The following is a 22471-nucleotide window of genomic DNA, read 5'->3' as shown; positions in this document are numbered from 1 at the left end:
GCCAGCGGCGGCAGCGCCACCAGCATGTCGCACTGCGGGCACAGCATCAGGTTATCCTGGTGCTCCGCCGAAGGTACGGAATGGCTATGCTGCTGATGATTGTTGTGGGAACACACCATATTCCTCCTCAATAACGTTGCTCACCGGCACGTCGATACCACCCGCAGCAGCGCGCGGGCGGTATCGCAACGGTCAGCCGTTTTTCATCGCTTCCAGCTCTTCCCAACGGGCGAAGGCCTGCTCGAGCGCCTGCTCGGCGTTAGCCAGCGCCGTCAGCACTTCTTGCGTTTCGCTGTGCGGCCGCGTGAAGAAGTCGGCATCGCTCATCTGCGCCTGCAGCGCTTCGATTTCCGCCTCCAGCTGTTCGAGCCGCTGCGGCAACTGTTCCAGTTCGCGCAGCAGGTTGTAACTCAGCTTGGCCGCCGCTTTCTTCGGCTGTTCGGTCTTTTTCTCCGCCGCCGGTTTGCTCGCGCTCGGCGCCGCCTGGCGAATCGGTTTCGCCGTCGCGCGCTGATGATGCGCATCGTAGTAACCGCCGACGAAGGCGTTGATCACGCCGTTGCCTTCAAAGATCCAGCACTCGGTCACCGAGTTGTCGACGAACTGGCGATCGTGGCTGACCAGCAGCACGGTGCCCTGATAGCCGTCGATCAACTCTTCCAGCAGCTCCAGCGTTTCGACGTCGAGATCGTTGGTTGGTTCATCGAGGATCAGCAGATTGCTCGGTTTCAGAAACAGCTTAGCCAACAGCAGGCGGTTACGCTCACCGCCCGAAAGTGCCTTCACCGGCGTCATCGCGCGTTTCGGGTGGAACAGGAAGTCCTGCAGGTAGCCCAAGACGTGACGAGGACGGCCGTTGACCATCACTTCCTGCTTGCCTTCCGCCAGGTTGTCCATCACCGTGCGCTCCGGATCGAGATCCGCGCGGTGCTGGTCGAAATAGGCCACTTCCAGCTTGGTGCCGCAGTGCACGCGGCCGCTGTCGGCTTTCAACTGACCGAGCATCAGTTTCAGCAGCGTGGTTTTGCCACAGCCGTTCGGCCCCACCAACGCAATCTTATCGCCGCGCTGTACCTGGGCGGAGAAACCGCGCACCAGCACTTTTTCGCCGACCTGATAGTTGACGTCTTCCAGCTCGAACACGATTTTGCCGGAGCGAGTCGCCTCTTCCACCTGCATCTTGGCGGTGCCCATCACTTCGCGGCGCTGGGAACGCTCGACGCGCAGCGCCTTCAGCGCGCGCACGCGCCCCTCGTTACGGGTACGGCGCGCTTTGATGCCCTGACGGATCCAGACCTCTTCCTGCGCCAGCTTGCGATCGAACTCGGCGTTTTGCAGCTCTTCCACCCGCAGCGCTTCTTCTTTGCTCTGCAGATACAGATCGTAGTTGCCCGGCCAGGAAACCAGCTTGCCGCGATCCAGATCGACGATGCGCGTCGCCATGTTGCGGATAAACGAACGGTCGTGCGAGATGAAGACGATGCTGCCGTCAAACTCTTTCAGGAAACCCTCCAGCCAGTCGATGGTTTCGATATCCAGGTGGTTGGTCGGTTCGTCGAGCAGCAGCACGCGCGGCGAGCTCACCAGCGCGCGACCCAGAGCCGCTTTGCGCAGCCAGCCGCCGGACAGCGAGGAAAGCTCGGCGTCGCCGTTCAGCCCCAGCTGCAGCAGCACTTCGCTGATGCGGCTGTCAAGTTGCCAGAGCCCCTGGTGGTCGAGGATCTCCATGATTTGCGCCATGCGCGCCAGGTTTTTCTCGCTCGGATCGCTCTCCACCAGGTGAGAAATCGCATGATACGCCTTCAGGTGTTCCGCCTGCTCCGCGACGCCTTCGGCCACGAAGTCGAACACGCTGCCGCCGATATTACGCGGCGGATCCTGTTGCAGGCGTGCCACGATCAGATCCTGTTCGTAGACCACCCGGCCGTCGTCCAGCGGGATCTCTTTGCCGAGGATCTTCAGCAGCGTGGACTTACCGGCGCCGTTGCGCCCGACCAGACACACGCGCTCGTTGTCTTCGATATGAATTTCGGTGTTGTCTAAAAGCGGCGCATCGCTGAAAGAGAGCCAGGCGCCGGACATGCTGATTAACGACATAGTAATTATTTTCCTTCGCCGGCGTGAGTCACCAGCCAGCAGTTGTGGATCTGACGGTTACGAGCAAAGTCCTGCGACAGCGTCTTGGCGGTGATCTCTTTCGCCTCCAGGCCCAGCGCGCTCAGCCCTGCCATATCCATTTGGAAACCGCGCTTGTTGTTCGAGAACATGATGGTTCCGTTACGGCGCAGCAACCGTTTCAAATCTTTCATCAGCGCCAGATGATCGCGCTGCACGTCAAAAGTGTTCTCCATCCGCTTGGAGTTGGAGAACGTCGGCGGATCGATGAAGATCACGTCAAACTGTTCGTTGGCATTGCTCAGCCACGACAGGCAGTCGGCCTGGATCAACCGATGCTGACGGCCGGTCAGGCCGTTGGCTCGCAGGTTCTTCTCCGCCCATTCCAGATAGGTACGCGACATGTCCACCGTGGTGGTGCTGCGTGCGCCGCCCAGCCCGGCGTGCACGCTGGCGGTGCCGGTATAGGCGAACAGGTTCAGGAAGTCCTTGCCGTTGCTCATCTCGCCCAGCATGCGGCGCGCGATACGGTGATCGAGGAACAGGCCGGTATCGAGATAGTCGGTCAGGTTGACCCACAGCTTGGCGTTATACTCTTCCACCAGCAGGAACTCGCCTTTCTGCGCCAGTTTCTCGTACTGGTTCTTGCCCTTCTGCCGCTCGCGGGTTTTCAGGATCAGCTGATTCGACGGCAATTCCAGCACCGCCAGCGTCGCGTTGATCACATCGAACAGGCGCTGACGCGCTTTCTGCGCATCGACGGTTTTCGGCGGCGCATACTCCTGCACCACCACCTTGCTACCGTAGCGGTCCACCGCGACGTTGTATTCTGGCAGATCGGCATCGTACAGGCGGTAGCATTCAATGCCCTGCTGTTTCGCCCACTTGTCGAGCTTCTTCAAGTTCTTGCGCAGACGGTTGGCGAAATCTTCCGCCACCTGCACGCCGCCGGTAGTGGCTCCTGCTGGGTTCGCCGCCAGCTGATAGTTTTTCTGCACGCACTCCAGCGGACCGTTTTTCGCCTTGAACTGGCGCTCGGCGCGCAGCTGTAGGCAGCTCAACAGCTCCGGCGAGGCGCTGAACAGCGAAAGCTGCCAGCCGCCAAAGGCGCTTTTCATCACGCGGCCCAGCATGTTGTGCAGCGCGATCAGCGCCGGTTCGCTTTCCAGACGCTCACCGTACGGCGGGTTGCTGATCACGGTGCCGTGCGGACCTTCCGGCAGCGGATTGGTCAACCGCGCCACGTCGCCGACGTTGAAGGTGATCAGCTCGGCGACGCCGGCACGGCGGGCGTTGCCGCGCGCCATTTCAATCACCCGGCGATCGATATCAGAGCCGAAGAAGCGAGAGGCGGTTTCCTGCAGGCCGCGGCGTGCGCGCACCTGCGCTTCGGTGGTGACTTCACGCCACAGTTCGGCGTTGTGGCCGTTCCAGGCGCTGACGCCCCAGTGTTGGCGGTGCAGGCCCGGCGCGCGATCGGCGGCGATCATTGCCGCTTCGATCAAGAGCGTGCCGGAGCCGCACATCGGATCGAGCATCGGCGTGCCCGGCTGCCAGCCGGAACGCAGCACGATGGCGGCCGCCAGGTTTTCCTTCAGCGGCGCCTGGCCGGTGAGATCGCGGTAACCGCGCTGATGCAGGCCTTCACCGCTCAGATCGAGCGCCACGCTGGCCATATCGCGCTGCAGGAAGACGTTAACGCGAATATCCGGCTGCTGCTTGGCGACCGTCGGGCGTTGGTCAAGTTTGCGGGTAAAGCTGTCGACGATGGCGTCTTTCACCTTCAGCGCGCCATACTGGCTGTTGCGGATCTCTTCGTTCACGCCGCTGAAATGCACGGCAAAGGTTTTATCCACGCCAAAAATGCTCGGCCAGTCGATCGCCTGCACCCCGAGGTACAGATCCAGATCGCTGTGCACGCGGAATTCGTTCAGCGGCAACAGAATGCGCGAAGCCAGGCGGCTCCACAGCAGGCTTTGGTACAGAAGACGATCGTCACCCTGAAAATGTACCCCACCCTGCACCACTTTGCAGTCGTGAGCGCCAAGCGCTTCCAGCTCGCTTTTTAACAGTTCTTCCAATCCACGCGCCGTGCTGGCAAACAAAGAGTTCATATCGTGCTTATCACCAAAAAGAAAATTGTTGCGCATTATAGCTAATCCGCACCGCTTGTCATAAAGTTGCTCCCTTCTATTTAATAATCGCACGGAGATAAGGGTGATCACGCTTTCCAGACTCTACGTCCATCCGGTTAAATCACTGCGCGGTCTGCAGCTTTCTTACGCCCAGGTCGGCAGCAGCGGTCTGGCCTTCGACCGCAACTTTATGATCACCGAACCGGATGGCACCTTTATTACCGCGCGCCAATACCCGCAGATGGTGCTGTTCACGCCGGCGCTGCTGCCGGACGGGCTATTCCTGACCGCGCCGGACGGCGAAAGCGCCGCCATTCGCTTCAGCGACTTCGCCGCCGCGCCGCAGCCGACCGAGGTGTGGGGCAACCATTTCACCGCGCTGATCGCGCCGGATGAGATCAACCGCTGGCTGAGCGGCTATTTCCAGCGTGACGTGCAGCTGCGCTGGCTGGGGCCGGAGTTGACCCGCCGAGTGAAGAAGCACCCCGAGATCCCGCTGACGTTTGCCGACGGCTATCCTTATCTGCTGATTAACCAGGCTTCGTTCAACGATCTGCAGCAGCGTTGCCCCGGCAGCATCAAGCTGGAACAGTTCCGCCCCAACCTGGTGGTGAGTGGCGCGACCGCCTGGGCCGAGGACGGCTGGCAGGTGATCCGCGTCGGCGACGTCATGTTCGATCTGGTGAAACCCTGCAGCCGCTGCGTGCTCACCACCGTCAGCACCGAGCGTGGCCGCAAGCACCCGAGCGGCGAACCGCTGAGCACGCTGCAAAAATTCCGTTCCGCCGACAACGGCGACATCGATTTCGGCCAGAACATGATCGCGCGCAACAGCGGCATTATTCGCGTGGGCGATACGGTGGAAGTGCTGTCGACCAAACCGCCGCGCCCTTATGGCGCAGGCAAAGTGGTGGAGAGCGTGCAAGCGCCGCAAGACAGCGAGCACAGCGTCACTATCGAATACGAAGGAAAGGTGTTTACCGGCAATAACCAGCAGATCTTGCTCGAGCAGCTGGAACAGCAAGGCATCCGCGTACCTTACTCCTGCCGCGCCGGGATTTGCGGCAGTTGCCGCATTACGTTGCTGAGCGGTGAAGTCGCGCCCCTGAAGAAAAGCGCGCTGGGCGACAACGGCACCATCCTGTGCTGCAGCTGCATCCCGAAAAGTGATTTGACCCTGGCGTAATCCGCCTTATACCGCCCTGTCGTAAGCCGGGGCGGCGCTTTCATCCTGCGCGCAGGGTTTCAACCGATCGTGCATCACCTTGATGGCATCGCCCAATACCATGGTGCGGCCGGCGACCGTCAGCTGATTTTGCGCCAGCAGACACAGGCTGGCGTTATCCCCGGCCTCTACCACCAGCAGGCGCGCTTCCGCGCCGCTTTCCATCACTTTCACCGCCGCCAGCTCGCCGTTTTTCGGCTGCAACGGGTAATGCTGCTGCGAAAAATGCCAGCTCTTCGGCATCAGCGGTTTCAGGAAGCGGTAGGCGACCAGCGCATTCAACACCAGCTCGGCGCGCTGCTCATGGCTGAGCTTGACCTGTTTGCACTGTTCTTCATAGGTGAAATAAAGGGCGGCGTCATCCACGCAAAAAGCGCATTCATCGAAGGCGTCCGGCGTTAACATTTTGGCCGGGAAACGTGAACGAAAGATCATACCATTAGCTAAATCCAGCATTAGCCGATCGTGTTCGGCATCAAAATACCAACGCCAATTATCGTCAGGTTTTATCTTCATTTCGTATCCTTCTCGCTGCCTATGCCAACGCCGCACTCACCCTAAAAGGCGATTTTATCACCGATAAAATAGCTTAAACATCGGATAATTCCGCGAACGATATTTATGCTAACGAACAAAATATAGACGAGCCGGGGGCAGAAATAAACCCCCGGAATAAAATGAGAGGAAAAATATTAGATATGGGTAACGATATCTTTAATCAAACGCGGGCCGTGATAGATAAATCCGGAATAAATTTGCAGCAGGCTCGCGCCGGCCTCCATTTTTTCGCGCGCCGCCGTCAGCGAATCGATGCCGCCCACGCCGATAATCGGCAAGCGCCCTTGCAGTTCAGTGGAGAGACGACGGATCACTTCGGTGCTGCGTGATTGCAACGGACGCCCACTTAACCCGCCCGCTTGTTCGCAGTAATTCAGCCCCTGGATCAATTTTCGATCCAACGTGGTATTGGTGGCGATCACGCCATCGATATTATGCCGCACCAGGCTATCGGCAATTTGGATCAATTCTTCTTCTGAAAGATCCGGCGCGATCTTTACCGCCACCGGCACATATTTGTGATGGCGCGCATGTAATTCCTGCTGCTTATTTTTAATCGCCGCCAAAAGATCGTCCAGCGCTTCGCCATACTGTAAGGATCGTAACCCCGGCGTATTCGGTGACGAGATGTTAATCGCGATATAACCGGCATACGGATAAACTTTATCCATGCAGATCAAATAATCGTCTTTACCCTGTTCGACCGGGGTATCTTTATTCTTGCCGATATTGATCCCAAGAATGCCGCCGAAATGGGATTTCTTAACGTTTTCAACCAGATTGTCCACGCCATGGTTATTGAACCCCATGCGGTTGATCAGGCCTTCCGCCTCAACCACGCGGAACAAGCGCGGCTTGTCGTTGCCCGGTTGCGGGCGCGGCGTCACGGTGCCGACTTCCACATGGCCGAAGCCCATCGCGCCGAACGCATCGATGCACTCGCCGTTTTTATCCAGACCGGCGGCCAATCCCAGCGGGTTTTTAAACGACAGCCCCATGCAGCTGACCGGTTTGGTCGGCACGGACTGACGGATAAGAAACGCTAATGGGGTGCCGGTAATACGGCTGAGCTGACGAAAGGTCACTTCGTGCGCACGTTCCGGATCGAGCTGGAACAACGCTTTCCTGATGAGGGGGTAGTACATGGACTCTCCTGATTTCCCGGTTGCAAACCGGGGGCGTATTATCCGGCATCCCCCGCCCAATTGGAATTGATTAAAGGCAAAAAAAGCGGTTTTTACGCAACCGTTTTCCCGCTTCGCCGCCAAATCGGCGCCAATCCGCTTTTGCGCATATCGAAATCAAAAAATGAGATTTAAAAAACGCGCCCGATTGCTGGTAGGTTTAAAACACTTCCTGTTTATTTTCTAATTAAACCTAACTTTTAGTTATAAGGAGTGGCAATGCGCGTTATATCACTGGCCGGCAGCCCACGCATCCCATCACGTTCCGCCGCACTGCTCGCGCTGAGCCAGAACTGGCTGCGGCAGCAAGGGGTGGACGTGACGGCTTATACCCTGCACGACTTCGATGCCGAAGACCTGCTGTATGCCAACTTCAACAGCCCGGCGATCAAGGCATTTGCCGACCAGCTGGCGCAGGCCGACGGCCTGCTGATTTCCACGCCGGTTTATAAAGCGTCGTTTTCCGGCGCGCTGAAGACCCTGCTGGATCTGCTGCCGGAACGCGCTCTGGATCATAAGGTGGTGCTGCCGCTGGCAACCGGCGGTTCGATCGGCCACATGTTGGCGGTGGACTATGCGCTCAAACCAGTGCTGGCGGCGCTGAAAGCGCAGGAAGTGCTGCACGGCGTGTTCGCCGACGACAGCCAGATCCAGCTGACCGGCGAAGGCGCCACGCTCACCGACGCCGTCGCCGCCCGGCTGGAAGAGGCGCTGGCCAGTTTTTATCTGGCGCTTGGCCGCCGCAAACCGCCCGCGCTGCGCGTCGCGTCGCCGCTGGCGGCGCGTCAGACCGCCTGAAAGGCCTGGAAAAGGAGAGCCTGAATGAAAAAACGCATCGCTTTACGACGCTGGCTGAGCGCCGCAACCCTCACCGGCCTGCTGTCGCTGGTCTGGGCCAATGCCGCCGCGGCGCAGGATCCGGCGCAGTTCCGCATCGGCTACCAAAAAGGGTCGGTCAGCCTGGTGCTGGCGAAGAGCCACCGGCTGCTGGAGGAACGTTTCCCCGCCACCCGCATCAGCTGGATCGAGTTTCCCGCCGGCCCGCAGATGCTGGAGGCCTTGAACGTCGGCAGCATCGATCTGGGCAGCACCGGCGATATTCCGCCGATCTTCGCGCAGGCCGCCGGCGCTGACCTGCTGTATGTCGGCGTTGAGCCGCCCAAACCTAAGGCGGAAGTGATCCTGGTGCCGGAAAACAGCCCGATCAAAACCGTCGCCGATCTGAAAGGCCATAAGGTCGCCTTCCAGAAAGGCTCCAGCTCGCACAACCTGCTGCTGCGATCGCTGCAAAAGGCCGGCCTGCAGTTCACCGATATCCAGCCCGCCTATCTGACGCCCGCCGATGCGCGCGCCGCCTTCCAACAGGGCAACGTCGACGCCTGGGCCATCTGGGATCCCTATTATTCCGCCGCGCTGCTGCAGGGCGGCGTGCGGGTGCTCGGCGACGGCACCAATCTGAACCAGACGGGTTCCTTCTATCTGGCGGCGCGCCCCTATGTCGAAGCCAATGGCACCTTTATCAGCCAGGTATTGACGGTACTGACCCAGGCCGATGCACTCACCCGCAGCGACCGGGCACAAAGCGTGACCCTGCTGGCCAACGCCATGGGATTGCCGGAACCGGTGATCGCCAGCTATCTGGATCACCGCCCGCCAACCGCCATCACACCGCTCGATGCGCAGACGATCGCCGCGCAGCAGCAAACCGCCGACCTGTTTTACGCCAACCGGCTGGTGCCGGTGAAGGTTGACATCTCGCAACGCATCTGGCGCCCAAGCGCGCAATAACTCATGGGAGAAGATTAACGATGAGCCTGAACGTTTTCTGGTTTTTACCCACCCACGGCGATGGCCACTATCTTGGCAGCGCACAGGGGGCGCGCAGCGTCGATCACAGTTATTTGCAGCAGATCGCCCAGGCGGCTGATCGGCTGGGATTCGGCGGGGTACTGATCCCCACCGGCCGCTCGTGCGAAGACTCCTGGCTGGTGGCCGCCTCGCTGATCCCGGTTACCCAGCGGCTGAAGTTTTTGGTCGCGCTGCGGCCGGGCATCATCTCCCCTACGCTGGCGGCGCGCCAGGCAGCGACGCTGGATCGCCTGTCCAACGGGCGTGCGCTGTTCAATCTGGTCACCGGCGGCGATCCGGAAGAGTTGGCGGCCGAGGGGCTGCACCTTAGCCATGAAGAGCGCTACGAAGCCTCAACCGAGTTCACCCATATCTGGCGCCGGGTGCTGGAAGGCGAAACCGTCGATTTCGACGGCAAGCATATTCAGGTGAAAGGCGCCAAACTGCTGTACCCGCCGGTGCAGCAGCCGCGCCCGCCGCTCTATTTCGGCGGATCCTCCGCCGCCGCGCAGGATCTGGCCGCCGAACAGGTAGAACTGTATCTCACCTGGGGAGAGCCGCCGGCGCAGGTTAAAGAGAAGATTGAAGAGGTGCGCGCCAAAGCGGCAGCGAAAGGCCGCCAGGTACGCTTCGGTATCCGCCTGCATGTCATCGTGCGGGAAACCACCGAAGAGGCCTGGCACGCCGCCGACCGGCTGATCGCGCACCTCGATGAGGAAACCATCGCCAACGCGCAGCAGGCCTTTGCGCGTTTCGACTCCGTCGGCCAACGGCGCATGGCGGCGCTGCACGGCGGCAAAAAGGATAACCTGGAGATCAGCCCGAACCTGTGGGCCGGCATCGGCCTGGTGCGCGGCGGCGCCGGCACCGCATTGGTGGGCGACGGCCCGACGGTCGCGGCGCGCATGCAGGAATATGCCGATCTGGGCATCGACACCTTCATTCTCTCCGGCTATCCGCATCTGGAAGAGGCCTACCGCGTCGGCGAACTGCTGTTCCCGCACCTCGATCTGACGCAGGAGGAAACACCCGAGCGCCTTCAGCCGGTGCGCCCGCAGGGCGAAGTGGTGGCCAACATCTATGTTCCGCAAAAAGTGTCGCAGAGCTGAGGAGCGCCCCGATGGCAAAGAACGCGCAACGCATCCTGTATCGGCTGGCCCCCTGGGCGCTGCCGCTGGCGCTGGTGATCCTCTGGCAGATCGCCGTCGAAACCGGCTGGCTGTCCAACCGTATTTTACCGGCGCCGAGCGCAGTGCTGGCCGCCTTCTGGAGCCTGAGCCAAAGCGGCGAACTGTGGCAGCATCTGAGCATCAGCAGCCAGCGCGCGTTGATCGGCTTTGCCATCGGCGGCAGCATCGGGCTGATCCTCGGCTTTATTACCGGGCTGTCGCGCTGGGGCGAACGCCTGCTGGACAGCTCGGTGCAAATGATCCGCAACGTGCCGCACCTGGCGCTGATCCCGTTGGTGATCCTGTGGTTCGGCATCGATGAATCCGCCAAGATCTTTCTGGTGGCGCTCGGTACGCTGTTCCCGATTTATCTCAATACCTATCACGGCATCAAAAACATCGATCGCGGCCTGTTGGAGATGGCCCGCAGCTACGGCCTGAGCGGTTTCCGCCTGTTTACACAGGTGGTGCTGCCGGGTGCGCTGCCGTCGATTATGGTCGGCGTGCGTTTCGCTCTCGGCTTCATGTGGCTGACGCTGATCGTCGCCGAAACCATCTCGGCCAATTCGGGCATCGGCTACCTGGCGATGAACGCGCGTGAATTTCTGCAAACCGACGTGGTGGTGGTGGCGATCGTGCTGTACGCCCTGCTCGGCAAGCTGGCGGACGTGGGCGCGCAGCTGCTTGAGCGCGTCTGGTTGCGCTGGCATCCGGCCTATCAACTGAAACAGGGAGAAGCGCTATGACCCTTCCCGCTCGCCTTGCGCAAGGCACGCCGGTGACGCTGGAGTCCATCGGCAAAGGTTACGGCAACCGTACGGTGCTGGACAATATTCAGCTGCACATCTCCGCCGGGCAGTTCGTGGCGGTGGTCGGCCGCAGCGGCTGTGGCAAAAGCACCCTGTTGCGCCTGTTGGCCGGCCTGGAACAGGCCAGCAGCGGCGTGCTGCTCAGCGGCAACGCGCCGCTTGCCGCCGTTAAAGAGGATACCCGGCTGATGTTTCAGGATGCGCGCCTGCTGCCGTGGAAAACGGTGATCGACAACGTGGGGCTGGGGCTGCGCGGCCAGTGGCGCGATGCGGCGCTGCAGGCGCTGGACGCGGTCGGCTTGGCGGATCGCGCCCGCGACTGGCCGGCGGCGCTGTCCGGCGGGCAAAAGCAACGGGTCGCCCTGGCGCGCGCGCTGATCCACCGCCCTCGCCTGCTGTTGCTGGACGAACCGCTCGGAGCGCTGGATGCCCTGACGCGCATCGAGATGCAAGGGTTGATAGAAACGCTGTGGCAACAGCACGGTTTTACCGTGCTGTTGGTCACGCATGACGTCAGCGAAGCCATCGCGCTGGCGGATCGGGTGATCCTGATCGAAGAGGGACGCATCGGGCTGGATCTCTCCCTCGATCTGCCACGGCCGCGCCGCAAAGGCTCGGCCCGGCTGGCGGAACTGGAAGCCGAAGTGCTGGAACGGGTATTATCGCCGCCGGCTACCGGGGCTAGCCCGCGCCAGGCGGCGAATTGAACGGATAAAAAAAGGGACGGCAAAAGCCGTCCCTTGATCTATTCAGCGTGAAAAAATCAGGCGTCGAGCGCCTTACTGATCTTCTCGTACAGATCGCCGGACAGATTTTCCAACCCTTTCAACTGTTCCAGCGCCTTGCGCATCAGCGCCTGGCGGCCCGCGTCGTAACGCTTCAGGCGAATCAGCGGTTCAATCAGGCGCGCGGCGATCTGCGGGTTACGCTGGTTGAGATCGCTGAGGATCTCCGCCAGGAACTGATAGCCGCTGCCGTCCGCCGCATGGAACGCCGCCGGGTTACCGGAAGCGAAGCCGCCGATCAACGAGCGGGTGCGGTTCGGGTTGCTCAGGCTGAACGAGCGGTGTTGCAACAGGGCACGCACCTTGCTCAGCACGTCTGCCGCCGGGCTGCTGCCCTGCAGCACGAACCATTTGTCCATCACCAGGCCATCCTGATGCCAGCGCTCGTCGAACGCCGCCAGCAGCGCATCGCGGCACGGCAGCTGGGCCGCGACCGCGGCGGACAGCGCCGCCAACGAATCGGTCATGTTATCCGCCTGGCGATACTGTTCGCTCACCAGCCGATCCGCCAGCGCCACATCTTCGCCGAACGCCAGGTAGCCCAGGCAAACATTGCGCAAGGCGCGCTTGGCGATCTCGGCGTGCTCCACACGGTAGCCGTCGGTCTTGTTGGCGTGATAAACCGCCAGCCATTCATCGGCCAACTCACGCGCCAGGCAGCGTACTATCGCTTCGTGCACCGCAGCGATCGCTTCCGGATCGATGGTGGCGAACAGCTCGGCGATTTCGTTCTCCGACGGCAGCGTCAGGATCTGCGCCGCCAGCGCCGGATCCAGTATTTCGTCCAGCAGCACCGCGCGGAATGCATCGGCCACGTGCAGCGGCAGCGACAGCGGCTGCTTCTGCTGGTGCCGCGCCACGTTCAGCTTGATATAGGTCGCCAGCAGGCTCTGCGCCGCATCCCAGCGCGCAAATTCATTGCGCGCGTGCTGCATCAGGAAGGTCAGCTGCTGATCGCTGTACGGATAGTCCAGCTTCACCGGCGCGGAGAATTCGCGCAGCAGCGACGGCACCGGCTTGTGCGCCACGCCGTCGAACACGAAGGTCTGCTCCGCTTCGGTGACGTTCAGCACGTTGTTGACCGGCAGGCCGCCCTTTTGCAGCGGAATGACGTTGCCTTCGCTGTCGTACAGTTCGATATCCAGCGGGATATGCAGCGGCAACTTCTCCGGCTGATCGGCGGTCGGCGCGGTTTTCTGGCTGACATGCAGGCGATACTGCTGGGTTTGTGCGTCGTGTTCGTCGCGTACCGTCAACAGCGGCGTGCCGGACTGGCTGTACCAACGGCGGAAGCGCGACAGATCGACGTTGGACGCATCCTCCATCGCCTGCACGAAATCGTCGCAGGTGGCGGCGCTGCCGTCGTGGCGTTCGAAATAGAGCTGCATCCCTTTCTGGAAGTTCGCTTCCCCCAGCAAGGTGTGCATCATGCGGATCACTTCGGAACCCTTTTCATACACCGTCAGGGTGTAGAAGTTGTTCATCTCGATCACTTTGTCCGGGCGGATGGCGTGCGCCATCGGGCTGGCGTCTTCGGCGAACTGCGCGCCGCGCATCACGCGCACGTTATCGATGCGGTTGACCGAGCGCGATCCCAGATCGGAACTGAACTCCTGATCGCGGAACACCGTCAGCCCCTCTTTCAGGCTGAGCTGGAACCAGTCGCGGCAGGTCACGCGGTTACCGGTCCAGTTGTGGAAGTATTCGTGGCCGATCACCGCTTCGATGTTCAGGTAGTCCTTGTCGGTGGCGGTTTCCGCCTTCGCCAGCACATATTTGGAGTTAAAGATATTTAACCCTTTGTTCTCCATCGCGCCCATATTGAAGAAATCGACCGCCACAATCATATAAATGTCGAGATCGTATTCCAGGCCGAAGCGGGTCTCGTCCCACTTCATCGAATTCTTCAGCGAAGTCATCGCCCAGTCGGCGCGATCCAGGTTGCCGCGATCGACGAACAGCTCCAGCGCAACCTTACGGCCGGAGCGGGTGGTGAAGCTGTCGCGCAGCACGTCGAAGTCCCCCGCCACCAGCGCGAACAGGTAACAAGGTTTCGGGAACGGATCCTGCCATTGCACCCAGTGGCGGCCATCGGCCAATTCGCCCTGGCCGATGCGGTTGCCGTTCGACAGCAGGAACGGATAGCGCGCCTTGTCGGCCACGATGCGGGTAGTAAAGCGCGCCAGCACATCCGGGCGATCCTGATAATAAGTAATGTGGTGGAAGCCTTCGGCTTCGCATTGCGTGCACAGCGCATCGCCGGACAGGTACAACCCTTCCAGCGCGGTGTTTTTCGCCGGGTGAATGTCGTTGACGATGGTAAGAGTGAATTGTCCCGGCAACTCTTCGATGATCAGTTGGTTATCCTGCTGACGATAGGCACTCCACGGTTGACCGTCGACCTGAATGCTCACCAGCGTCAGATCTTCGCCATCCAGCACCAGCGGGGCGCCGGCCGCACCCTGACGTTTGATTTTACTGACGGCGGTCACGCGCGTGGTTTCCGCATCCAGACTGAAGTCCAAATCGATATCGGTCGTGGTGTAATCAGGCGCGCGATAATCGTGGCGATATTTTGCCTGTGGCTGTTGTGTCATAAAAACCCTTAAACGTCTCAGTGAGTTATAGGTGCAGGCCGCTCTTCTCCTCCGCGCCGCAGCCGGTGTGTTCCCCTGCGGCGCACGGCGGACCTGATTGTGAATAAACTGTATCACAGCTGGCCGAAAAGCCCAGAGCCGCCGGGCGACCACGAGAGAGAAATCAGAGGCAAATCATAAATCGCCGCCAGACGACAGCGCGGGTGACCAATGGCTAAATAGAAATCAGCATTTAATGCTAAAAAAACGCCGTCCGGGCGCGCCGGCATAGTTGAGGCGGCACAGGCGGCATAGTGGTATAATTGCCAAATCAGGCCCAGGGATGACTCGCACTATGAAAATCAAATACGCAATCTATTTTTTTACCCTGTGCCTGATGACCTCCTTCTCGCTGTTCATCGTCGAGGAGCTGCTCGAAGCCCATACCGACTACCGCGATAACCAGCTCAACCTGTATAAGATCGATCGCGCCAAAGAAATTTCCGAGGCCTTCCAGGCCTCACTGCAGGCTCACCGCCTCAAACGATTGAGCCTGATCGATCCGCAAATCACCCGCGCGCAATGTTTGGCCGCCGATCGGGTGGCGCGTGAGAAAATTACCCGGATCCGCGAACATCTGAACGACACGGTCGCCAGGCAGCTCGGAGTACGGCAAAAAATCGCCGCGCTGTCGATGATCGGCCTGATGGAACAGCTGTTGGATAACGACAACCTGCAGCTTTCGCAGGTCAACAACGCCAATGCCAATCTGTTCAACATCAACAGCGCCTATTACATCTCGCAAACCAGCAAGAGCTATTATCGCTACACCTACGATACCCGGATGGTGGATACCGATTCCTTTATGTTTCTCGAGGCCATTCGCCTCAACAACCGGCTGAATATGTCACTGACGGAGTTAAGCGATCAGATTATCGACGTCAACGTCAACCCGCTCGATCGCAAAGACGCCTACCTGAAGTCCATTCAGTTGACCGGCGTGCTGAACGCACTGAGCACCCGATTGATCTTCATGAAGATCAACTACGACGACGTGCAAACCACCGAGCTCGTCAATCAGTTGCTCACCCTGGTGTCGGCCGAACGTCTCAAGCAGGTCACCGATGGGTTATACACCGCCATCAACACCCAAAAACCCTATCCCGCAGCGCTTATTTCGCGCTATGTCGACGAGCTGAGCGGGCTTTCGCAGGCGCTGTATCAACGCAGCTTCGAGCTGGAAACCGTCGCTTCGCGTCACAAAATTTACGATAGCCAGACCACCATTTACGGCATGATCGCGCTCGCCGGCCTGGTGGTGTTGCTGTTCATTTTGCCGGCGCTGGTGTTCTGCACCAACATCAACCGTTGGCTGACCAAGACCCACAACAATATCGTTCGGCTGTCCCGCGGCGAGATGAATATCGATCGCAACGACGCCTTCTACAGCCGGGAACTGATCGCCATCAGCGACGCCATTCAGCAGCTCAGGCAATACCAGCTGGACAAGGTCTCGCTGGAAAGTGAGAAGCAACTGTTGATTAAAGAGCTCGAGGCCTCTTCCTTCCTCGATCCGCTCACCAATATTTATAACCGCCGTAAATTTTTCCTTGAATGTCAGCTGCTGGGTGACAGCAGCTATCCACAGGCCTTTTGCCTGATCGATATCGACAACTTCAAACAGCTCAACGACAGCTATGGCCACGACGTGGGTGACCAGGCGCTGGTGGCATTCGGCCACCTGCTGCAACGCGCGTTCCGCGCCAGCGACATTTTCTGCCGCTACGGCGGCGAAGAGTTCGCGGTGCTGCTGGGCAACTGTTCGTTGGACAACGCGCGGGACATCATGGAGCAATTGCGCACCCGTACTCATCGCCTGACGCTAAATCTGACCGACGGACGGCAAGTGCGTTTCACCACCAGCTGCGGCATTGCGCCGGTCAACGCGTTCACCGCGCTGCAGGCGGCGATCAAACAGGCGGACGAAGCGCTCTATTTTTGCAAAAAGAACGGCAAGGATCGGGTCAGCGTACACACTCAGGTCGGGTTTATCTGATTCGCTGTTTAAAATAATTAACATTATAATTTTTATGACTAATTAGGCTAAGTCATTCACCTTACACGCATATCTGGCTTTTTTTCTTCCCCGCCGCCGCCAGGCCGCCATAAAGGCACGTTTAATCCTCGACCCGCTTTGGTGATTTATGGTGTGATGCAGCTTCAATAACAGGATAATCCGGGTATACTCCACCCCCACTTTTATGATTATCCGGATTTGGACACGCGCCTGACGAGGATGCTGTAACGCGCTATGACTCAATACGCTTCCCCGATTTTGACATCACTGCTTGATACCGATGCTTATAAGCTTCATATGCAGCAAGCAGTGTTCCATCGCTATCCCGCGATCAGCGTGGCGGCGGAATTCCGCTGCCGCGGCGACGAACTGCTGGGCGAATATGCCGACGAGATCCGCGCCCAGGTGGCGCTGATGAGCAGGCTGACGCTGACCGACGCCGAATTCGCTTATCTCTCGGGCCTGCCCTTCTTCCGTCAGGATTATCTGAACTGGCTGCGGACGTTTCGCTACGATCCGCAGCAGGTGATCGTCGAGAACCGTGACGGCAAGCTGCACATCCGCATCGCCGGGCCGTGGCGCGAAATGATCATGTGGGAAGTGCCGCTGCTGGCGGTGATCAGCGAAGTGGTGCACCGCCGCCGCTCTGCGCAGGTGACGCCGGAACAGGCGGTGGCACATCTGCAGACCAAGCTGGCACAGTTCAAGACGCTGGCGGGCGATCTGGACCTTTCGCGCTTCAAGCTGATGGACTTCGGCACCCGTCGCCGTTTCTCTCAGGGCGTTCAGCAGGCCATCGTCAGCACCTTGCAGGCCGAATTCCCGTACTTATCGGGCACCAGCAATTACGATCTGGCTCACCAGCTCGGCCTGGTGCCGGTCGGCACGCAGGCGCATGAATGGTTCCAGGCGCACCAGCAGATAAGCCCGGTGCTGGCCAACAGCCAGCGCGCCGCATTGCAAGCCTGGCTGGATGAATACCCGGACCAGCTTGGCATCGCGCTCACCGACTGCATCACCATGGACGCCTTCCTGCGCGACTTCGGCCCTCAGTTCGCCGAGCGTTACCAGGGGCTGCGCCACGATTCGGGCGATCCCGTTGAGTGGGGCGAAAAGGCCATTGCCCACTACGAGAAACTGGGCATCGATCCGATGAGCAAAACGCTGGTGTTCTCGGACAACCTGGATCTGGACAAAGCGCTGACGCTCTACCGCCACTTCTATCAACGCATCAACCTCGGATTCGGCATCGGCACGCGCCTGACCTGCGATATTCCCGGCGTCAAGCCGCTGAATATCGTGATCAAACTGGTCGAGTGCAAAGGCAAACCGGTGGCCAAGCTCTCCGACAGCCCCGGCAAAACCATTTGTCAGGATCAGGCGTTCGTCAGGGCCCTGCGCAAAGCCTTCGATCTGCCGCTGGTGAAGAAAGCCAGCTGATCCTTCTTTATATAGGGAGAAAGCCGGCCCGGTTCACGCGCCGGCTTTTTTGTTTTTATCCCGAACGCCCTCTTTTCAGCCAGCCACGATAAATGTTGCGCCAATCCGATGATTTCTGCTTGTGCTCTGCACCGCGGCAAGTAACATAGCCATTACCCCCATATTCTTGGGTTGTAAGCTATTTCTAAACCAAATTATTAAAGAGAGAAATCTATGAGCGTAGTGCCTGTAGTCGACGTACTGCAAGGTCGTGCTGCGGTTGACAGTGAAGTCACCGTACGCGGCTGGGTACGTACCCGGAGAGATTCAAAAGCTGGTATCTCCTTCCTGGCCGTCTATGACGGTTCCTGCTTTGATCCGTTACAGGCCGTCGTTAATAATTCTCTGCCGAATTATCAGGATGAAGTACTGCACCTGACCACCGGTTGCTCGGTTGAAGTGACCGGTAAGGTCGTCGCCTCACCGGGCGAAGGCCAGAGCTTCGAACTGCAGGCCACCGCGATCAAAGTGGTCGGCTGGGTCGACGATCCGGACACTTACCCAATGGCGGCCAAACGCCACAGCATCGAATACCTGCGCGAAGTGGCCCACCTGCGCCCGCGCACCAACCTGATTGGCGCCGTGGCGCGCGTGCGTCATACCCTGGCGCAGGCGATCCACCGCTTCTTCCATGAAAACGGCTATTTCTGGGTGTCCACCCCGCTGATCACCGCCTCCGATACCGAAGGCGCCGGCGAGATGTTCCGCGTGTCCACGCTGGATCTGGAAAACCTGCCGCGCACCGACAAGGGCACCGTCGACTTCAGCGAAGACTTCTTCGGTAAAGAAGCCTTCCTTACCGTTTCCGGCCAGCTGAACGGCGAAACCTACGCCTGTGCGCTGTCCAAGGTTTACACCTTCGGCCCAACCTTCCGCGCCGAAAACTCCAACACCAGCCGCCATCTGGCAGAATTCTGGATGATCGAGCCGGAAGTGGCCTTCGCGACGCTGGACGACGTTGCCGGCCTGGCCGAAAGCATGTTGAAGTATGTGTTCCAGGCGGTGCTGGATGAACGTGCCGATGACCTGAAATTCTTCGCCGAGCGCGTGGATAAAGACGCAATCTCTCGTCTGGAGCGTTTCGTTTCTTCCGATTTCGCCCAAGTGGACTACACCGACGCTATCGAGATCCTGCTGGCCTCGGGCCAAACCTTCGAAAACCCGGTTTCCTGGGGCATCGATCTCTCTTCCGAGCATGAACGTTACCTGGCTGAGAAACACTTCCAGGCGCCGGTGGTGGTGAAAAACTACCCGAAAGACATCAAAGCGTTCTATATGCGCATGAACGAAGACGGCAAAACCGTCGCGGCCATGGACGTTCTGGCACCGGGCATCGGCGAAATCATCGGCGGCTCGCAGCGTGAAGAACGCCTCGACGTCCTCGACCAGCGTCTGGAAGAGATGGGGCTGAATAAAGAAGACTACTGGTGGTATCGCGATCTGCGCCGCTACGGCACCGTGCCGCACTCCGGTTTCGGCCTGGGCTTTGAACGTTTAATCGCCTATGTCACCGGCGTGCAAAACGTGCGCGATGTGATTCCATTCCCACGCACGCCACGTAACGCAAGCTTCTAATTTATACGATCAAACGTTTTTTAAACGATTTCGTTACAAAACAAAGGCCAGCATCGCTGGCCTTTCGCATTTTTTAATATTGACGCACGTCACAAAGTCCCCTAAAAATTACATTTGGTTACACATACTTTCTTTTTGCAACCCGATTGGGACATTGGTATCATTTTCGTCCTAGATTAACCCGCCTGTGAATGGAACACTGCGTTCAGACACAGGACGACACCAATCTATCAACAATAGTTCCCAAAGAATTATTGGCGGCAGTGGCAAAGGTGTCCGAATAACACCAATGAGGGTAATAATGATGAAGCGCAACATTCTTGCAGTGGTTATCCCGGCTCTGTTGGCTGCTGGTGCAGCAAACGCAGCTGAAATCTACAACAAAGACGGCAACAAGCTGGATCTGTACGGCAAAGTTGACGGTCTGCACTACTTCTCCAAAGACAAAGGTAATGACGGCGATCAGACCTATGTTCGTTTTGGCTTCAAAGGTGAAACCCAGATTACTGACCAACTGACCGGTTACGGCCAGTGGGAATACAACGTTCAGTCCAACCACTCCGAGTCTCAGGGCACCGAAGGCACCAAAACCCGTCTGGGCTTTGCCGGTCTGAAATTCGCTGACTACGGCTCCTTCGACTACGGCCGTAACTACGGCGTACTGTACGACGTGGAAGGCTGGACCGATATGCTGCCAGAGTTTGGTGGCGATACTTACACCTACTCCGACAACTTCATGACCGGCCGTACCAACGGCGTTGCGACCTATCGTAACAACAACTTCTTCGGTCTGGTTGACGGTCTGAACTTCGCTCTGCAATACCAGGGCAAAAACCAGAACGACGACCGCGCTCTGAAAAAACAGAACGGCGACGGCTTCGGTATCTCCTCTACTTATGACATCGGCGAAGGCGTAAGCTTCGGTGCGGCATACGCATCATCCAGCCGTACCGATGATCAGAAAGACCTTTCTACCGCTCAGGGCAAGAAAGCTGACGCATGGACCGTGGGCGCGAAATACGACGCCAACAACGTCTACCTGGCGGCGATGTACGCAGAAACTCGCAACATGACCCCATACGGCGAGTCTGACTTCTCTATCGCTAACAAAACTCAGAACTTCGAAGTGACCGCTCAGTACCAGTTCGATTTCGGTCTGCGTCCAGAAGTATCTTACCTGCAGTCTAAAGGTAAGGATCTGGCTGGCCGCACCGCGCACGGCGCTCGCTTCGACGGCGGCGACGCTGACCTGGTCAAATATGTTTCTGTTGGCACCACTTACTACTTCAACAAAAACATGTCCACCTATGTTGATTACAAAATCAACCTGCTGGATAAAAATGAATTCACCGAAGCTAACAAGATCGCTACCGATAACATCGTTGGCGTTGGCTTGGTGTACCAGTTCTAAGTTGTCTCGCTTAACGGCGGTTTACCGTCGGCTAAGTTAAAAAACAGGGCTTCGGCCCTGTTTTTGTTTGTGTCAGCCGGTAATTTTTTATCCTGCCAATTTCTCCTTCCCCATCATTTTTTCTGCCTAATACTCCCCCTTCGCAAGATCGCGGTGTTTTTATCGCAAACGGTTGGCAAAGCCGGTAACTGGCGGTACCCTGATGCTTCTGTCTGCTTAACTCCGAGATTTGGAAGCACCTGACATGTTTGAAAAAATCACCGCCGCACCCGCCGACCCGATACTGGGCCTGACCGACATTTTCCGCGCCGACGCCCGCCCGAATAAAATCAATTTAGGGATTGGCGTTTATAAAGACGAAACCGGTAAAACCCCGGTGCTGACCAGCGTAAAAAAAGCTGAGCAGTATCTGCTGGAAAATGAGACCACCAAAAACTATCTCGGTATTGAGGGCATCCCGGCGTTCGCCAGCTGCACGCAAGAACTGTTGTTCGGCAAAGAGAGCCCGATCGTCGCCGATCGTCGCGCGCGCACCGCACAGACGCCAGGCGGCACCGGCGGCCTGCGCGTTGCGGCAGACTTTATCGCTAACCAGACCAGCGCCAAACGCATCTGGATTAGCAACCCAAGCTGGCCGAACCACAAGAACGTCTTTAGCGCCGTGGGCCTGGAAGTGCTGGAATCCGCCTACTACGACGCCGCCAACCACGCGTTGGATTTCGACGGCCTGCTGAACAGCCTGAAACAGGCGCAGGCCGGCGATGTGGTGCTGTTCCACGGCTGCTGCCATAACCCGACCGGTATCGATCCAACGGCGGAGCAGTGGGCGCAGCTGGCCGAACTTTCCGTCGCCAACGGCTGGCTGCCGCTGTTCGACTTCGCTTATCAGGGCTTCGCCAATGGACTGGAAGAGGATGCGCAGGGCTTGCGTATTTTCGCCGCCAAACATAAAGAGCTGATCGTCGCCAGTTCCTACTCGAAAAACTTCGGTCTGTACAATGAGCGCGTCGGCGCTTGCACCATTGTGGCTGCCGATGCCGAAACCGCCGATCGCGCCTTCAGCCAGGTGAAAGCGGCGATTCGCGCCAACTATTCCAACCCGCCGTCACACGGTGCGGCCGTGGTGGCCACTATTCTGGGCAACGACGCGCTGCGCGCGATGTGGGAGCAGGAACTGACCGACATGCGCCAGCGTATTCACCGCATGCGTCAGCTGTTTGTGAACACCCTGCAGGAGAAAGGCGCACAGCAGGACTTCAGCTTCATCATCCAGCAGAACGGCATGTTCTCGTTCAGCGGCCTGACCAAAGAACAGGTGCTGCGTCTGCGCGAAGAGTTCGGCGTCTACGCCGTTAACTCAGGCCGGGTGAACGTGGCTGGCATGACGCCGGACAACATGGCGCCGCTCTGTGAAGCCATCGTCGCCGTGCTCTAAAAGCATCGACGCAGGTCATAAAAAAAGGGGCGCTCTATGCGCCCCTTGATTTTTCCTGTGACCCGTCCTGAATAGCGTTGACACATTTTA

The 22471-nt window shown here is 58.8% G+C and carries 16 protein-coding genes; 11 read left to right on the top strand and 5 right to left on the bottom strand.

Annotated elements, in window-relative coordinates; translation table 11 throughout:
• Window positions 1-192: 192 nt before the first annotated feature.
• Together HMPREF3138_RS16865 and rlmKL are read right to left on the bottom strand one after the other, a co-directional pair.
• Window positions 193-2097: an ABC transporter ATP-binding protein gene (locus tag HMPREF3138_RS16865; protein ID WP_038874258.1), complete on the bottom strand. Its 1905-nt coding sequence runs from the start codon at window positions 2095-2097 to the stop codon at window positions 193-195.
• A gap of 5 nt (window positions 2098-2102) precedes the next feature.
• A complete protein-coding gene (rlmKL, locus tag HMPREF3138_RS16860) occupies window positions 2103-4229 on the bottom strand; it encodes a bifunctional 23S rRNA (guanine(2069)-N(7))-methyltransferase RlmK/23S rRNA (guanine(2445)-N(2))-methyltransferase RlmL (protein WP_048233849.1) in 2127 nt (708 codons plus the stop codon).
• A gap of 103 nt (window positions 4230-4332) precedes the next feature.
• Here rlmKL and HMPREF3138_RS16855 point away from each other — a divergent pair, with 103 nt between their 5' ends.
• Window positions 4333-5436 carry a YcbX family protein gene (locus tag HMPREF3138_RS16855; protein ID WP_038874255.1) on the top strand — a complete coding sequence of 368 codons (1104 nt, stop codon included), beginning with the start codon at window positions 4333-4335 and terminating at the stop codon, window positions 5434-5436.
• Window positions 5437-5442: 6 nt separating this feature from the next.
• Here the strand turns inward: HMPREF3138_RS16855 and HMPREF3138_RS16850 are convergent, their stop codons facing one another.
• Together HMPREF3138_RS16850 and pyrD are read right to left on the bottom strand one after the other, a co-directional pair.
• Window positions 5443-5991, bottom strand: coding sequence for a cell division protein ZapC (locus HMPREF3138_RS16850; RefSeq protein WP_004928171.1), 549 nt, complete (start codon window positions 5989-5991; stop codon window positions 5443-5445).
• Between the two features lie 176 nt (window positions 5992-6167).
• Window positions 6168-7178, bottom strand: a complete 1011-nt coding sequence (gene pyrD / locus HMPREF3138_RS16845) for a quinone-dependent dihydroorotate dehydrogenase (RefSeq protein ID WP_038874252.1) — start codon at window positions 7176-7178, stop codon at window positions 6168-6170.
• Window positions 7179-7436: 258 nt separating this feature from the next.
• Between pyrD and ssuE the strand changes: the two genes are divergently transcribed.
• Genes ssuE through ssuB form a run of 5 tightly spaced genes read left to right on the top strand, consistent with a single transcriptional unit; the run spans window position 7437 to window position 11750 of the window.
• Entirely contained in the window at window positions 7437-8015 is a 579-nt protein-coding gene (gene ssuE / locus HMPREF3138_RS16840) for an NADPH-dependent FMN reductase (protein ID WP_038874250.1), read from the top strand.
• Between the two features lie 24 nt (window positions 8016-8039).
• Window positions 8040-9005: a sulfonate ABC transporter substrate-binding protein gene (locus HMPREF3138_RS16835; RefSeq protein ID WP_038874248.1), complete on the top strand. Its 966-nt coding sequence runs from the start codon at window positions 8040-8042 to the stop codon at window positions 9003-9005.
• A 20-nt stretch (window positions 9006-9025) separates the two neighbouring features.
• On the top strand, window positions 9026-10174 hold the full coding sequence (gene ssuD / locus HMPREF3138_RS16830) for an FMNH2-dependent alkanesulfonate monooxygenase (protein ID WP_038874246.1): 1149 nt from the start codon (window positions 9026-9028) through the stop codon (window positions 10172-10174).
• A gap of 11 nt (window positions 10175-10185) precedes the next feature.
• Window positions 10186-10980, top strand: a complete 795-nt coding sequence (gene ssuC, locus HMPREF3138_RS16825) for an aliphatic sulfonate ABC transporter permease SsuC (RefSeq protein WP_033646585.1) — start codon at window positions 10186-10188, stop codon at window positions 10978-10980.
• Window positions 10977-11750 carry an aliphatic sulfonates ABC transporter ATP-binding protein gene (gene ssuB / locus HMPREF3138_RS16820; protein ID WP_038874242.1) on the top strand — a complete coding sequence of 258 codons (774 nt, stop codon included), beginning with the start codon at window positions 10977-10979 and terminating at the stop codon, window positions 11748-11750. The genes ssuC and ssuB overlap by 4 nt, the downstream gene beginning before the upstream one ends.
• A gap of 56 nt (window positions 11751-11806) precedes the next feature.
• On the opposite strand, the gene pepN is transcribed toward ssuB, so the two are convergent.
• A complete protein-coding gene (gene pepN, locus HMPREF3138_RS16815; RefSeq protein ID WP_038874239.1) occupies window positions 11807-14425 on the bottom strand; it encodes an aminopeptidase N in 2619 nt (872 codons plus the stop codon).
• A 334-nt stretch (window positions 14426-14759) separates the two neighbouring features.
• On the opposite strand from pepN, the gene HMPREF3138_RS16810 reads away from it, so the two are divergent.
• The 5 genes from HMPREF3138_RS16810 to HMPREF3138_RS16790 all read left to right on the top strand — a co-directional run bounded on the left by HMPREF3138_RS16810 (window position 14760) and on the right by HMPREF3138_RS16790 (window position 22381).
• Window positions 14760-16460 carry a GGDEF domain-containing protein gene (locus HMPREF3138_RS16810; RefSeq protein WP_038874237.1) on the top strand — a complete coding sequence of 567 codons (1701 nt, stop codon included), beginning with the start codon at window positions 14760-14762 and terminating at the stop codon, window positions 16458-16460.
• Between the two features lie 255 nt (window positions 16461-16715).
• Complete coding sequence (gene pncB, locus HMPREF3138_RS16805) at window positions 16716-17921, top strand: nicotinate phosphoribosyltransferase (RefSeq protein WP_070559191.1); 1206 nt, start codon at window positions 16716-16718, stop codon at window positions 17919-17921.
• 213 nt (window positions 17922-18134) lie between these two features.
• Entirely contained in the window at window positions 18135-19535 is a 1401-nt protein-coding gene (asnS, locus tag HMPREF3138_RS16800) for an asparagine--tRNA ligase (RefSeq protein WP_038874233.1), read from the top strand.
• Window positions 19536-19836: 301 nt separating this feature from the next.
• Entirely contained in the window at window positions 19837-20946 is a 1110-nt protein-coding gene (gene ompC / locus HMPREF3138_RS16795; protein ID WP_049193661.1) for a porin OmpC, read from the top strand.
• Window positions 20947-21190: 244 nt separating this feature from the next.
• The gene (locus tag HMPREF3138_RS16790; RefSeq protein ID WP_070559189.1) at window positions 21191-22381 is read left to right on the top strand and encodes an amino acid aminotransferase; all 1191 of its coding nucleotides are present in this window, start codon (window positions 21191-21193) and stop codon (window positions 22379-22381) included.
• Window positions 22382-22471: the final 90 nt, after the last annotated feature.

Source organism: Serratia sp. HMSC15F11 (genome assembly GCF_001808215.1).
GTDB classification, from domain to species: Bacteria; Pseudomonadota; Gammaproteobacteria; order Enterobacterales; family Enterobacteriaceae; genus Serratia; species Serratia nevei.
The sequence above is the reverse complement of the archived record's forward strand: the minus strand, read 5'-3'. Positions and strand labels throughout refer to the sequence as shown.